Here is a 12609-nt window from a genome sequence, read left to right on the forward strand (position 1 = left end):
AGGTGGCAGAGAGAGCTAGTTTACAAGTGTATATGAACGCGCACGTAGCATAAGCCTATACTTGCTTGCCTGTTTAACCTATAGACTTAGCTCTGTTGGTTTCAGCTGCGCCATCTGTTTGCAAAACTCCTCTGGCGTTACATCACCGGCCAGCAGCTGTGCGATCAGATTTTTGTGTGCTTCCGCAGACTCGGCTGGCAGAATGTTATCCCACCAGGCGATAAACGAGGTGGCCGTTTTCATAATGTCCGCCGCGGACAGATCGAGTGAAGACAAGCTGGAGGTGTCGAGTGAATCGGTTTTCCAGCTTGGCAGTCCCGCTCCCGCCAGGAAACCTTGTGTGCCGAGCTGCTCGCTCAGATACATGAGGAATTCCGTAGCTTCCTTCGGATGTTTGGTCGTCTGGCTGATGTAGAAACCGTCGACTGCTCCGCCGAAGATTTCAGTGCTGGTGCCTTTGCCATCCTCAAATACCGGGAACGGAATCACCTTCACTTTGCCTTTGACTGCCGAGGAAGACGGGTCTTCAATGCCTGCATTCACCCAGTTGGCTTGGAACATCATCGCTCCTTTGCCCGCATTAAACGCCCCAAGCATCTCGTCATAACTCATACTGAACATACTGCTGTTGAATGCTCCGGCTTGTGCCAGCTGCTGCATCTTGGTAGCCGCCGCGACAAAGTCCGGTGAATCCCACTTGGACGGATCTTTGAACGCCTCGATCACCGCCGCATTCCCCGCTTGGCGCATCGCAATCATGTCATACCAGTACATGCCCGGCCAGCGGTCTTTCTCACCAATCACAGCCGGGGTAATTCCTGCCGCTTTTAGTTTGGTGACAGCATCCAGCAGCTCGTTATATGTAGTCGGGATTTTGGCACCCGCCTGCTCGAACAGTTCTGTATTCACGTAAAGGTTGGCAATGTGTGTGTACACAGGCAGCGTGTAGATTTTACCATCCATATTGATCGCTTCTGCCATCCCGGGACCCATACGTTCCTTGATATCGTCCGTCAGATAACTTGTAATCTCCAGTACGTTACCGGATTTAATATATGGCTGCATGAAACTGCCCCCGCCCATTCCATAGAACAAGTCTGGTGACTCACCGGCTGCAATGGATGTTTTTACTTTCGTTTTATATTGTTCGCCTGTTGTGCCTGTACGTTCAACCTGGATGTCGGGATGCTCGCTGTTCCATTTCTCCACAATCTCAGGCAGCAGTTTGGCTGACGGGTCTGTTGTACCAACCGATTGATCCCACAGCGTCAGCTTGATCTTGCCATTGCTTTCCCCCTGTGCTCCGCCGGACGAATCGGATGAACATGCCGCCAGACTACCCGCAAGTCCCAGAGCCAGAAATAGGCTTAACGATTTCTTTAATAGCGCTTTCATCATATGACCTCCCTGATCTTTTTGTTGGTTCTATACATAGTAGAACTCAGGTATTTACACGTACACTCCGATGACAGAATAACCTTCCGATCGCTGTTATCCCCGGATTTTTTGATCCCCTTCTGAAAGGGTAAAATCCCGTGATAAAGGCGAAGTGTATGCTTTCGATGCAGCTTTCTTTCAGAAAGCTTTGGCTCCGCTTCTTCAGGTTTTTTCTGTCCTCTCCGTTTATGTGTAAAAAGTAATTCAACTATATATCCATATTTTAGTAGCAGTTCGCACTGTGCTCCATTTAGAAAACAGGCATCGACTTGTAATATTCGAACACAATTGAAAGCGCGACCATTTTGAGATATAGCGTTAATTTCGGACGTTCCGGTATTCGTTCATGGAGCGGCCGAACTGTTTTTTGAATAACACGCTGAAGTAATGCGGGTCCGGGATGCCTACCTGCTCCCCGATCTCATACCCTTTCAAATCAGTCTGCTTCAGCAATGATTCGGCCTTCTTCATACGAAGCTGCGTTAAATATTCGACAAACGTCTGCCCGGTTTCTTTTTTCATCAAACGCCCCAAGTGACCCGGACTTACGTAAAAAGCCGCGGCTGTACTCGACAGCCCCACCTCTGCATTGCTCATCTGCTCTTCCAGGTACGCCTTGACCTGATCGGTTAAATTGACTTCCTTCGCTTGCCGTTTGGCTTTAATCACACCCGATATGGCCCGGACATGTTGCTCCAGCATCGCTCTCAAGTCCGGTAAATGCTCTGCCATCAGCATCATGGCAACAGCTTCCTGGTTAAATACCTGTTCACCCTCAAGCTGCTGCTCCATGGCGGCACGTTGGCATTCGGTAATTACATCCATAGCCGCCATGCGGAACTGAGCTGTATTGGAGAATGGGGCAGCAAGGATCTGTTTAAGTAACGACACAGCCTCCTCTTCCGCACCAATGCTAATGCAGAATTGCAGCTGCTCTAGAAGCCCTTTATCCGAGCGATACGGCTGACTGCGTTTATCGCTTTCGATCACGAGATCCTCGAAGCAGATGACCTGGTTTTTCCCCACAAACGTCTGGTAATCCAGAGCACGACATGCTTCACGGTAAGCAATACAGACACTCTCCCACCCAGAGTACAGCTGTCCAATCCCGATCGTTACGTCTGCCTCGGAACCGTCAACTTTAAGCAGACATCGCAGTTCTCCCAGAAGCTGCTCGGCCTGCTCGGTTAGCTTGGCATCAGGGTCGGTCGCAAGGATGACAATACGATTGTGTGTGTCCATGACAATTATTTTGTATAAATCGTGCTGGTAGTAGGCCTGTACGTGCTTCAAACTATCCATACGCATCAGGATCTGAGCTTCCTCTGTAGAAGTCTCCGCTTGTGAAGATAACGCGGCCTGTACCTCGATGATGGCTAGTCGAGACTGCGGGTTGTCCGCAGCGATTGGAATGCGGTAGAAATGCAACTGTTCCCGCACCTCTTCCTCATGTAAAATCCCCTGCAACCACTGATTCACAAAACGTTCCTTGAGGTACGGCAGACTGCGCTTCATCTCCTCTCGTAGCTTGCTCAGCTCATATTCCCTTCCTCTCTCCTGCTCGATAGCCGCTCGCAGCTTGGTGGTAACCTGTAATAATTCAGTAGCTCGAATGGGTTTCAAAATAAAATCGGATATGCCCAGCTTCACACTCTGACGTGCATATTCAAATTCATCATGTCCCGTCACCACCACAATTTTGATGTTCGGGTAACGCTTCAAGATGAGACCGCTCAGCTCAATGCCATCCATCTTGGGCATATAAATATCCGTAAATACAATATCCGGATGTAGCAACTCAACCTGCTCTAAGGCTTCTGCCGCATCGCAGGCTTCGCCAACGATTTGCATGCCTTGTACCTGCCAATCGATGCGCATACGTAGTAGATTTCGGATGAGATACTCGTCATCCACGAGGAGTACTTTTAACGGTTCCATGATCCAACGTCTCCCTTCGGGATCGTAATGGTTATGCTGGTTCCTTTTCCAGGCACACTTTCAAGATTCAACACATCTTCACGATCATAAAATATACGCAGCCGCTCCATCGTTCCCCACAGACCAAAGCTTGCATTCACATTGGAGTTAGACTCTGACTGATCATGCACAGGCCTTAAGAATTTGTGCTTTTCTGTGCGCTGGATCTGCTGCATTTGATCCTCGGACATACCCGCTCCATCGTCCGTAAGTGTTAGAGTAACGCTGTCTCCCGTTTGCTGCGCCTGAATACGTATAATACCTGAGCTGCCTTTGGCGCGAATACCATGATAGAGTGAATTTTCCACCAGGGGTTGGAGTACGAGTTTTGGAATTAGCACCTGCTCACAGTCCGGATCGATATCGTACCGTACCTCAAATACACCCGGATAACGCACCTGCTGGATGGTCAGATAATGACGTACAATCTCAACCTCTTCGCGTAGTGTGATGACCTCATTGCCTTTGCTCACACTCAGCCGATAATAACTCCCGAGTGCCTCCAGCATCTCGCACACTTTATCGTTCATACCCGACATCGCCAGAGAAGTAATCGAGTCGAGTGTGTTGTACAGAAAATGCGGTTTGATCTGTGCTTGGAGCGTGTTCAACTCCGCTCGGCGGATCGTCTGCTGCTCCTGAATAATGCGACTCAGCATCTGCTCGATCTGCTCAATCATCTGGTTGTAGCCACTGTACAGTTGTTCAAATTCGTAACTGTTCAGCTCCACTTTAACTTTGCGGAAGTTGCCACTGGGTGCTTTTTGCATGGATCGGAGTAACTTATGAATCGGCTTAATGACGCTACGAGAGATAATAAAAGAACTGATAAAAAAGACAGATCCATTCACCGCCAGCAACATGAAAGCAAGCAGAACCAGAGATGTGTTGCGGGTATCTGTTGCACGATATGGACTCATGCTGATGTATTTCCACTGGTCTTCACCTGCCGAGCGGTAGGTCACCGCGTAATCTTGTCCTCCGGAATGTAGAGTCAGAACGCCTGAAGGCTCTTCCTGAAATGCCTGCTTTAACTTCGCTTGATTGGCCTCTAAAATGTCTTGCAAACTTGCCTGCTTCTGAGCTGTGGACGAGGATGCATCAGATGTAATTACCTCTTCGGATGCTGCAGATCCTTGAGTTGCTATATGTGCGGTAGATTTTGATGAGGCTGTGTATGCCAGAGATGTTGAAGAAGAAGCTGTAGAAGCTGCATTCGATGTGATAATCTGCTGATGCTCGTCCAGAATGGCTACCTGAAATGAATCAGATGCCGGTAGATTAGCGTAAGCCTGCGCAATGGATTTCTCTTTGATGTTCATGACCAGAAAGCCGAGTGGAGAGGTATCATCCAGGTCGCGCATTAGACGAATAAAAGAGACCACTTTTTCTTTCTCATTTTCTTTTTTCTTCCCCTGTCCCGTGTCCTTCTCCGTCTCCATTTCTAAACTTCTACCGTTGGCCGGGGGCCTGCCGACATTTTGACTATGGGTTATATCGTTGGTATTTTTGCTGTCCATGTTGCTAGTGTTTTCGTTTTCATGAATTTCTCTATTGAGTTGCTCATAGCCTTGATCATTATTGTTCGAGTTCTTGCTCGTCACTTTGTTAACAAATTCATGATTAGGAGAGTTCTGACGTTTATTTTCTTTTACATCTGCCCGTGTGTATACAGTGTTGTTAATATTCTCTGCCACCGCTCCGGCTCCGGCTTCCTTTTCGTTGCTGTCACCGCCATTCAGCCTTAGCAGGTACCGCCCTTTGTAATTCAGAGCTTGCTCATACCACGGTGCATCCTTTACATTCGCTTCGAGAAAAGCTGGCCACTGCTGTGTGCCCACCGAAAAACGGTGTCCCGAGTTGTCGTAAATGTAGACCGAATCAATAATTGGAACCGCTTGCATAAGGTTGGTTAAATAGGAACTAACCTTGGATTGCATCTGCAAATTAGAATATACATTGCCTTGCCTTAGCAGGTTCTGCAGGTTCGGATCGGAGAAAATCATTTTCGAATAATTGTTCACATTCTCGATCATCAGATTGACATTAGTCTGGATCGACGTAATCGTCTGCAAAGACGCTTCATTGATCTTCTGTTGCGCGTCATTCTCCGAAATACGGTTCAGCACCAGCGCACTAAACGCCACCGTTAGCAGAATAATAACAAAGTACGCAAAGGGAATTTTAAAGGCGAGTGTTTTGGGCTTACGTTGCATAAACTCTCTCAGACGTAACATCAGATTTAACTTCCTGCTCAATACAGGACCCTCCATTCTTCTCAGATTTCCGGGAGAGTGTGTACGCTCCCACGGTTCGCATACAATTGTATATTATATGCCTGCATCTGGAAGAGCCTCAACACCTTTTATCGCTTTGTGCTGGTTTGTATGGTAGAGAGGTTGGGCGTTAGGTCGAAAAATGCTGAACCCAAAATGAACGTGACTTACTCGGCATAAAAAAACGACCTCCACTGTAAGACGTGAAGATCGCCCATATTGAATACGTAGTTGAGATTATAGCGAAAACTCAGTAACACCCTTTTTGGAGGCAAATTTCAGCGTGTAGCTGCCTTCTGTGCCGTAAGGCATGGTTGCAATGAGGATGCGGGTGTAATCCAGCCTGCTCTCTCGAATTACTTTTTTGACCAATGCAATGCCCCGCTCTTCATCCGTCACCGCGCAGAAGATGTTCATCACATATTTCTTCGGATCAGCAACGCTACTCCCCATGTCGCATCCATCCACTTCCCCCAGTTCATGCTGGGTTAGAGCAGTTTCAAGATACTCCATGACCTTTTCCTTCAACCACTGATCACGTTTGCTGCCATTGGCACTCTTTAGCGGATATTGCACGACAAGCCAGTGTTTTTCAGTCATTTGGGGTTAACTCCTTTATGTAGTATTTTTGTTCACCAGTTTTATCGAATTCGAGATAGAATGGATTGACCTCTTGGACTGAAGAAGAGTAGCCTACACCTTTTTTATTAGATTAGGAGAAGGGATTTAATTAAGGATATCGGCCCCAATATGGACAACACTATAGGTAATTTACTTTTTTGTACTAATTGAACTAAATAAAACACCAATGAACCTGCTATAAAAATGAAAAATAGGGGCCAGTATGCTATAGATGCCAAACCTCCTAATAGGATATATAACAAGAAACAAAATATATAGTTTGTCTGTTTTCTATACTTAACAAGAATTGAGTATAAGATGATCCCCAATATACAACTAACATAAACGTATAAAGCGATCACTCCCAGTTGAGATGTGAGATACTCTTTGTAGATTGGGACCGTTAATAGATAAATCAGAATACTTATGAATAATGAACTGCCTGCACCTTTAATATCGTATAAGCATAATTAGGGCTCCTTTCTTTATATTTTAATGTACTTCGCCAATCTACAGAAAAACCATCAATCAGACACTGATTGATGGTTTTTTGACTCTAATGGAGGTGATGGGAACCGCACCCCTGTCCGAAGATAACGACACATAAGCTTCTACGGGTGTAGTCACAATTTTGATGTCACCCAAGTATCAGTAATCCTTAAGAACAGGATTAGCCCATGCGGGTATGGACTCAACACAATAGATCAAATTACCCTGTCTGATTTCCGCAACAATTAAAGGCTCGTATGTATTATCAATAATGATTACCTGATCTGCAATGGCCAGAGCCGGTATAAGGTTCTTCAATGACTGACCATATCGATAACGAATGTCTTCTTCTGCAATCCAATGTCCACCTTGCTCAACCCGAGATGCAACTCGATCTATATGCATTTGAACATCCTCAAGGCCGATATAGTAAACAACAATTTCGTAACTGTTTTCTTTTGCAATTTTCATATGTTTTAAAATAAATGATCCGGACAATGTCGTTTCAATAGCGAAGTTTACACCACTTTTAATGAGAGATCGGATCCTTTTTACAGCTTCCCTACCAGCAGATAGGTCAGCACTGCGCGGATTCTCTGGCTTCAACTCTCTTGCAATTTGATCCGGGTCAACCAGTTCACCGAGCCACTCTCTCATTTGCATGCTAAGTGTACTTTTCCCTGCTCCGTTGGTACCCGCAAACACAATCATAACTGGTCTGGCTTCACTCATGATATTCAAACTCCTGGCGGTTCCCGGTAGCATCAAATATAATTTCGAATTTATTGCCTTCAGCATCCTCACGGACGCGTTTGTTGTTCTTTATATAATAAATAGAGGCACCTGATTCTTTAGCTTGTTTCCGCGCATGTTGATTGGCTTTTTTTAAGATTTCTTGGAGCTGTTCTCGAGTTTCAAACATCTTGAATCCCCCAATCTAAATTTATGCTTATTATATCATAAACAGAAAAACCACCAACCAGAACGCTGGTTGATGGTTTTTGACTTGACTCTAATGGAGGCGAGGGGCATCGACCCCCACTTGGTACTTAATATCCCGCACTTCTTTCAGATGGAAAATAAATGATATAATAAGGTCGATTAAATCGAATCCATTCATAATGAAGGGGTGTACATATGTCTGAAAAATATATTGCTTATGCCAGGGTAGCGACTGTTGAACAAACAGTAGAATCACAAAAAAACGCGATTGTGGACTTTGCTAAGAACGAAGGATTAAGCGTAGATAAATTTTACGAGGTTCATGGATCAAATGAACATAGCAAGGCAACATTGGCAGATGCCCTCGGATACATGGTACATAGCGGGATTAACAAACTGGTTGCCCTAGATCCTTCCCGCATTTCACGAAATGTGGATCAACTAATTAATATTGAGAAGGAATTCATTGATCAAGGTAAAGAAATTGTATATGTACGACAAAAAGACCGGGTTTAGTTACCCGGTCTCTTCCTATTTATATGCCCGATTTTATAATCTCTTCGATTTGAATCCAACTATAATCCTCTTCGCCGCGCACAAGCTTGACTCTCCTGTTTTGCCTGTCGATCGATGCCACGACACCCCTTATCTCTTCATCGTCAAAAGGATTGAATACCGTAAGCGTAACGGAATGGCGTTCCTGGTATGATTCAAATATAGCTTCTTCAATGAGCTGCATTTCCTGTTCATCCAAGACCGGTTTCCCTCTTCTTTCTTGCACACTCATCGCCTGAAGATACGCATCTCGATGCTCGGGAAGTATTATGCGTGATCCCTCGAAAACTCCGTTCCCTGTCAATTTGCTTGCCACAGTTCATTCCCCCTCAATATTGTGTCCAGTAGTCCGTATTAGCTGGCTTAATCGTCTGTGGTGAGGCAGGAAGCTGTGGCTTCTCAGATTCCCGCTCCCAACCTTCCAGAATCACGATGTTGGCCGTATCAGACTTGTCATCCCATTGTATGTAATTTGAAGACACGAGAAAGTCCAAAGCAGCCATGACATCGGCTTTATATTTACCCGTCTTGACTGTCAGCTCATGCACAGTGGGAAAACGGCGGCGGCCGCTCTTAAAGTTATACAAAATCCGAAGCACTTTGCGCTGGTAATCAGTCAATATGATTATGCCCCTTCCCCTGTTTTAATGGGTTGCCATGCCAGTAAACCCGATTCCTTAAATGTTCGTGGCTGACCAGACAACAAATCATCAGCTTTGATCATTCCGGACCGAATACTTTTAATCTGGATGCGGCGCTTCGTGATCTTCCCGCTTTGATCCTCATATATGATCTCTACTAACCAACCCAAGTATTTCACTGGCATGTTCATCCCTCCAACAAGAACGTTTGTTTGCTTTTTGTTATTATATGCGAATGTGTGTTCGTTATTCAATGGAAATAAAAACATAAAAAAGCGTAAGGAGACTTTTCCTCCTTACGCTAGTCATATTGAGACTTATTGCGTCTGTTATTTCCAATCTCTTGTTTTAACATAAGCTGCATCATAAGCGACTATTGCAGTAGTTTCACTGGTAACTTTTAATTCATTATCCACCACATTTTCGTCTGGATAACTAATTTCTGTTGGATCTACCTTCACAAAGACCCCGTAATCTTTAACATAAATCTCATCAGGATGCCCAGCTCTCAATGAAGCAGGCAATTCTTCTTCAGTAACCTGAGCTTGATTAGTGTCCAATTGTGATTCAGATGATGCATTAATTAAATCAGGTGTGAATCCCACTATTGCCACTGTTCCAAGGACCGTTGCTGCTACCATTAGTCCCAATTTTTTTTTTGTTTTCATAGAAACATCCCTTCTTTGAATGATTTTAACTTGTAGTGCCATTGCCTCTGATTGAATCTTTACCTGGAGAGACTTTTTTTATAAGTAAGTACACTGGTTTTTTTGATGTTCCTGCAGGAACATCAGAAAAATTAATTGTAGTGTTTGTATCAGTAATATTTCCGACTACGCGAATGACTGATGATTTTTTTGTTCCATCTTTCGTTGCAAACTGGTATTCAACTCCGGCTAGTTGATCAGAGTTTCCAGAGGTTTGAACTAAAGTTATGCTAATCGCACCTGATCGATGAATAGGTAAGTTACTATCAGTCCAAACATAATTAGTAAGTCCTGAGAATGAATAATACAATCTCTCTCCATCAGTTGACATCGGGGAAATTACATAATTATCACCGCCTCTATGAATTACCTCTTTTGAGGATTGGGAAGCGAAGAATGCATCATTTGCATTTTGACCCAAATTAGTAATTTGAACTTCTGATTGACTGCTTGTAACTGGCTGAACAATACTTTCTGCTGAAGCGAAAGAAGCGCTTGGAATTACTAGTGCAGCTGTGAGTGTGAATGCTACTAAAGCTTTTTTCATTTTAGATAAACCTCCGTATGATATGTATTATTTGTATAGGATTAAACAATTCTAATAAATCCCATTACATACAAATATGATATCACACAAAAAAATCCAATATCTAACATTCGACATTTTTTTACACAAATTTGATCATTAATACCTACCTCGTAGTTCCAAATGAATAAAAGGAACAGCCCATAATACTTAAGCTGTTCCTTTTTTGTATTCAATCAATTGCGATATCTCTGAAAGTTCCAATGCTATCATGATTTTATTCAAGTTTTCAGGCGACCAGGCCTTCGATTTATTCTCAGCCATATCAGATACAGTATTCCATCTGATTCCTGTCATGTTGCTTATCTGGCGAGGGTTAAGCCCTCGTTCATCCATAAGTTCATTCAACTTCAATCTAATCATCTTTATCACCTCAATTACATCATACACATTTATAGAAGATAATTCAACGATTATCGTTGACATTCAACGAATTTCGTTGTATTATATATATAAGGAGGTGAACAACAGCAATGAAAACATTGGATTGGGTCTTGCTCCTAACAGCTATCGCAAACATGACGACTGCCATCGTCAATATGCTAAGTACCACTGCTAAGAGCAAGAAAAAGAAAAAAGGAACCAAACGACGCGCACCACGCAAACGTTAAAAGTTCCCGAGTAGGCGGCTAACACAGCGCCTGCTCACCCCAATCTTATCATAAACGGCAATTAAATTTCCACTAGGAGGGCTTAGGATGGACATCGCTATATGGAGCATTGCTTTAGGTGGGCTAGTCATCTCAGTCATCGCTTTAACACTGTCGATTAAAAATTTCAAGAAGTAATAGGAGGGTTGGATTGGGGAATGCAATTACCATGGAGATACAATGCTTCAGAAGACATCACATACATTTATGTGAGTGGGGTAGATAAGTATTATCAGGCGGTCCGGATCGTTAAACGTCTACTGGGGCGCAAAGCCGTAGCTGAGCTGCGGACAAACAAAAGCCAAACGCGATGCGTGATCAAACTATATATGTAAACAAAAAACACTGCCAGCGTTATGCCAGCAGTGTTTTTTTACCGATGCTTTCGGATTTGAATAACTTTTACCACAATTATCCTTCCGCTTCAATCTTCTTCAATCGTTCATCCAGGTCGGCTACATCACCGTTAATTCCGGCAAGCAGCTTCAGGAGATTTTTCCTGAGTCGGTTCATCACTGCTGCAGATTCTTCACGGGTAATCAACGCACCAGGACGTGTACCATCATAGTAACCATTGGCTGTAACTTCTTCCCACGTAGATGCGGCCCATGGGCTGACAATGTTGATGTCGCGTTGTTGTGTCACTGGCTTCTCCTCCTTCACAGGTTCATTTTTCTTAGCATACTTGGCTTTCAAGTCGGCAACCGTACCATCGAACTCGTTCAGATCCACCGCGCCGCTGATTCCGTCAACCTTACGGTTGCCCCGTGGAAGATATCCACCTGCAGCACCGTCAGAGTATTGCCAGAAGTCCCAACGAGTCCAGCCAGACGCATCAGCAGGCGTTTGCGTGCTATAACGTGCAATCCAAAGCGGATAAGAGGACAACCCTGTAAAATTGCTGATAAACGCCGGATATGTATACACCAGCGGTTTAACTCCGGTCAGGTTGTGAATCGTTTCAAGGAAAGTCTTAGCAACGGCTGTAATCGTTGCTTTGCTGTACCCGTTTTTATTAGACTCATAATCCATCACTGGGGGCAAGTCAAATACGCCGATCCCGCCAGCATCTTGGATGGCTTTATAGAAGTTGGCTGCCTCAGCTTTGACCGCTTCCACACTCCCCGCCGAATCATCCACGTAATGGTAAGCGCCGATCAGCAAGCCTGCTGCTTTGGCATCCCGGACAAACTGGAGAAACTTATTGGATCGGAAGGACTTCCCCTGTGTGGCCTTGATAAATACGAAGGAGATCCCGTCCGCTGCCACCCTTTTAAAGTCAATAGATCCATTGTGATGTGATACGTCAATCCCTTGTGCGTTCCCTTGTTTACGCGCTTGCATCTGTACCAGCTCCTTTGTCGTTATCATTACCACCCTTGCCCTTCAACACTTCAATAGCCTGCTTGATCACGGCCGGGATAGGCGCTCCCATCTTCCCACCATTTTCAGTAATAGACAGCAGCTCATTCGCGATATAAAAAAAAGCGACAGTATCCCTGAACAAATGGCCATCACCCAGAATGCCATCCACTAAGTGGCCAACCGCTACCATGGCAAAAATAAAGACCTTACGGGCGATCCCGATAAGGCCGATTTTGCTTTTCAATCCCCCAACTGAACCGGCTGCTACCACACCAGTCAGATAATCCAGCATCACAAATACAAGCAATACACCTAACACTCCAGACCAACCTCCAAAAAAATAAGACAGCATCCAGCTGCCAA

The 12609-nt window shown here is 44.6% G+C and carries 17 protein-coding genes; 3 read left to right on the forward strand and 14 right to left on the reverse strand.

Translation table 11 applies throughout. The features are described 5' to 3' along the window. Positions 1-78: 78 nt before the first annotated feature. The 6 genes from ABIE27_RS24530 to ABIE27_RS24555 form a co-directional block, all read right to left on the reverse strand. The gene (locus tag ABIE27_RS24530) at positions 79-1395 is read right to left on the reverse strand and encodes an extracellular solute-binding protein (RefSeq protein ID WP_429351726.1); all 1317 of its coding nucleotides are present in this window, start codon (positions 1393-1395) and stop codon (positions 79-81) included. 360 nt (positions 1396-1755) lie between these two features. Continuing rightward, positions 1756-3375 carry a response regulator gene (locus ABIE27_RS24535; protein ID WP_429351727.1) on the reverse strand — a complete coding sequence of 540 codons (1620 nt, stop codon included), beginning with the start codon at positions 3373-3375 and terminating at the stop codon, positions 1756-1758. Then, positions 3363-5651, reverse strand: a complete 2289-nt coding sequence (locus ABIE27_RS24540) for a histidine kinase (RefSeq protein WP_429351822.1) — start codon at positions 5649-5651, stop codon at positions 3363-3365. The genes ABIE27_RS24535 and ABIE27_RS24540 overlap by 13 nt, the downstream gene beginning before the upstream one ends. A gap of 276 nt (positions 5652-5927) precedes the next feature. Then, complete coding sequence (locus ABIE27_RS24545; protein WP_429351728.1) at positions 5928-6290, reverse strand: hypothetical protein; 363 nt, start codon at positions 6288-6290, stop codon at positions 5928-5930. 669 nt (positions 6291-6959) lie between these two features. Further along, on the reverse strand, positions 6960-7532 hold the full coding sequence (locus ABIE27_RS24550; protein ID WP_429351729.1) for a zeta toxin family protein: 573 nt from the start codon (positions 7530-7532) through the stop codon (positions 6960-6962). Next, on the reverse strand, positions 7525-7722 hold the full coding sequence (locus ABIE27_RS24555; protein WP_123066182.1) for a hypothetical protein: 198 nt from the start codon (positions 7720-7722) through the stop codon (positions 7525-7527). The genes ABIE27_RS24550 and ABIE27_RS24555 overlap by 8 nt, the downstream gene beginning before the upstream one ends. Positions 7723-7937: 215 nt before the next feature. Between ABIE27_RS24555 and ABIE27_RS24560 the strand changes: the two genes are divergently transcribed. Then, positions 7938-8258 (forward strand): recombinase family protein, encoded by a 321-nt coding sequence (locus ABIE27_RS24560; protein ID WP_429351730.1) that lies wholly within the window; start codon positions 7938-7940, stop codon positions 8256-8258. Positions 8259-8277: 19 nt separating this feature from the next. Here ABIE27_RS24560 and ABIE27_RS24565 read toward each other — a convergent pair whose 3' ends face one another. From ABIE27_RS24565 to ABIE27_RS24590, 6 genes are all read right to left on the reverse strand, one after another. Continuing rightward, positions 8278-8613, reverse strand: coding sequence for a YolD-like family protein (locus tag ABIE27_RS24565; protein WP_429351731.1), 336 nt, complete (start codon positions 8611-8613; stop codon positions 8278-8280). A gap of 13 nt (positions 8614-8626) precedes the next feature. Beyond that, the gene (locus tag ABIE27_RS24570) at positions 8627-8917 is read right to left on the reverse strand and encodes a hypothetical protein (protein WP_429351732.1); all 291 of its coding nucleotides are present in this window, start codon (positions 8915-8917) and stop codon (positions 8627-8629) included. Between the two features lie 5 nt (positions 8918-8922). Further along, positions 8923-9123 (reverse strand): hypothetical protein, encoded by a 201-nt coding sequence (locus tag ABIE27_RS24575; RefSeq protein WP_429351733.1) that lies wholly within the window; start codon positions 9121-9123, stop codon positions 8923-8925. Between the two features lie 144 nt (positions 9124-9267). Then, on the reverse strand, positions 9268-9606 hold the full coding sequence (locus tag ABIE27_RS24580) for a hypothetical protein (protein WP_429351734.1): 339 nt from the start codon (positions 9604-9606) through the stop codon (positions 9268-9270). A gap of 25 nt (positions 9607-9631) precedes the next feature. Beyond that, positions 9632-10192 (reverse strand): hypothetical protein, encoded by a 561-nt coding sequence (locus ABIE27_RS24585; RefSeq protein ID WP_429351735.1) that lies wholly within the window; start codon positions 10190-10192, stop codon positions 9632-9634. Between the two features lie 189 nt (positions 10193-10381). Then, a complete protein-coding gene (locus tag ABIE27_RS24590) occupies positions 10382-10594 on the reverse strand; it encodes a helix-turn-helix domain-containing protein (RefSeq protein WP_429351736.1) in 213 nt (70 codons plus the stop codon). A 110-nt stretch (positions 10595-10704) separates the two neighbouring features. Here ABIE27_RS24590 and ABIE27_RS24595 point away from each other — a divergent pair, with 110 nt between their 5' ends. Both ABIE27_RS24595 and ABIE27_RS24600 read left to right on the forward strand, forming a co-directional pair. Continuing rightward, positions 10705-10842 carry a hypothetical protein gene (locus ABIE27_RS24595; protein WP_211085466.1) on the forward strand — a complete coding sequence of 46 codons (138 nt, stop codon included), beginning with the start codon at positions 10705-10707 and terminating at the stop codon, positions 10840-10842. Between the two features lie 197 nt (positions 10843-11039). Next, positions 11040-11216: a hypothetical protein gene (locus tag ABIE27_RS24600; protein WP_429351737.1), complete on the forward strand. Its 177-nt coding sequence runs from the start codon at positions 11040-11042 to the stop codon at positions 11214-11216. 76 nt (positions 11217-11292) lie between these two features. Here the strand turns inward: ABIE27_RS24600 and ABIE27_RS24605 are convergent, their stop codons facing one another. Then, on the reverse strand, positions 11293-12252 hold the full coding sequence (locus tag ABIE27_RS24605) for a glycoside hydrolase family 25 protein (protein WP_429351738.1): 960 nt from the start codon (positions 12250-12252) through the stop codon (positions 11293-11295). Further along, positions 12212-12598 carry a phage holin family protein gene (locus ABIE27_RS24610; protein WP_429351823.1) on the reverse strand — a complete coding sequence of 129 codons (387 nt, stop codon included), beginning with the start codon at positions 12596-12598 and terminating at the stop codon, positions 12212-12214. The genes ABIE27_RS24605 and ABIE27_RS24610 overlap by 41 nt, the downstream gene beginning before the upstream one ends. Between the last annotated feature and the right edge of the window lie 11 nt (positions 12599-12609).

Origin of the sequence: Paenibacillus sp. 4624 (assembly GCF_050435065.1) — a bacterium.
Taxonomy (GTDB): domain Bacteria; phylum Bacillota; class Bacilli; order Paenibacillales; family Paenibacillaceae; genus Paenibacillus; species Paenibacillus amylolyticus_D.

Coding starts and splice junctions, on each gene's coding strand:
- ABIE27_RS24605 (WP_429351738.1), bottom strand. CDS start 12,252: ATGATAACGACAAAGGAGCTGGTACAGATGCAAGCGCGTAAACAAGGG.
- ABIE27_RS24545 (WP_429351728.1), bottom strand. CDS start 6,290: ATGACTGAAAAACACTGGCTTGTCGTGCAATATCCGCTAAAGAGTGCC.
- ABIE27_RS24555 (WP_123066182.1), bottom strand. CDS start 7,722: ATGTTTGAAACTCGAGAACAGCTCCAAGAAATCTTAAAAAAAGCCAAT.
- ABIE27_RS24540 (WP_429351822.1), bottom strand. CDS start 5,651: ATGTTACGTCTGAGAGAGTTTATGCAACGTAAGCCCAAAACACTCGCC.
- ABIE27_RS24600 (WP_429351737.1), top strand. CDS start 11,040: ATGCAATTACCATGGAGATACAATGCTTCAGAAGACATCACATACATT.
- ABIE27_RS24530 (WP_429351726.1), bottom strand. CDS start 1,395: ATGAAAGCGCTATTAAAGAAATCGTTAAGCCTATTTCTGGCTCTGGGA.
- ABIE27_RS24590 (WP_429351736.1), bottom strand. CDS start 10,594: ATGATTAGATTGAAGTTGAATGAACTTATGGATGAACGAGGGCTTAAC.
- ABIE27_RS24535 (WP_429351727.1), bottom strand. CDS start 3,375: ATGGAACCGTTAAAAGTACTCCTCGTGGATGACGAGTATCTCATCCGA.
- ABIE27_RS24575 (WP_429351733.1), bottom strand. CDS start 9,123: ATGCCAGTGAAATACTTGGGTTGGTTAGTAGAGATCATATATGAGGAT.
- ABIE27_RS24595 (WP_211085466.1), top strand. CDS start 10,705: ATGAAAACATTGGATTGGGTCTTGCTCCTAACAGCTATCGCAAACATG.
- ABIE27_RS24560 (WP_429351730.1), top strand. CDS start 7,938: ATGTCTGAAAAATATATTGCTTATGCCAGGGTAGCGACTGTTGAACAA.
- ABIE27_RS24585 (WP_429351735.1), bottom strand. CDS start 10,192: ATGAAAAAAGCTTTAGTAGCATTCACACTCACAGCTGCACTAGTAATT.
- ABIE27_RS24580 (WP_429351734.1), bottom strand. CDS start 9,606: ATGAAAACAAAAAAAAAATTGGGACTAATGGTAGCAGCAACGGTCCTT.
- ABIE27_RS24550 (WP_429351729.1), bottom strand. CDS start 7,532: ATGAGTGAAGCCAGACCAGTTATGATTGTGTTTGCGGGTACCAACGGA.
- ABIE27_RS24610 (WP_429351823.1), bottom strand. CDS start 12,598: ATGCTGTCTTATTTTTTTGGAGGTTGGTCTGGAGTGTTAGGTGTATTG.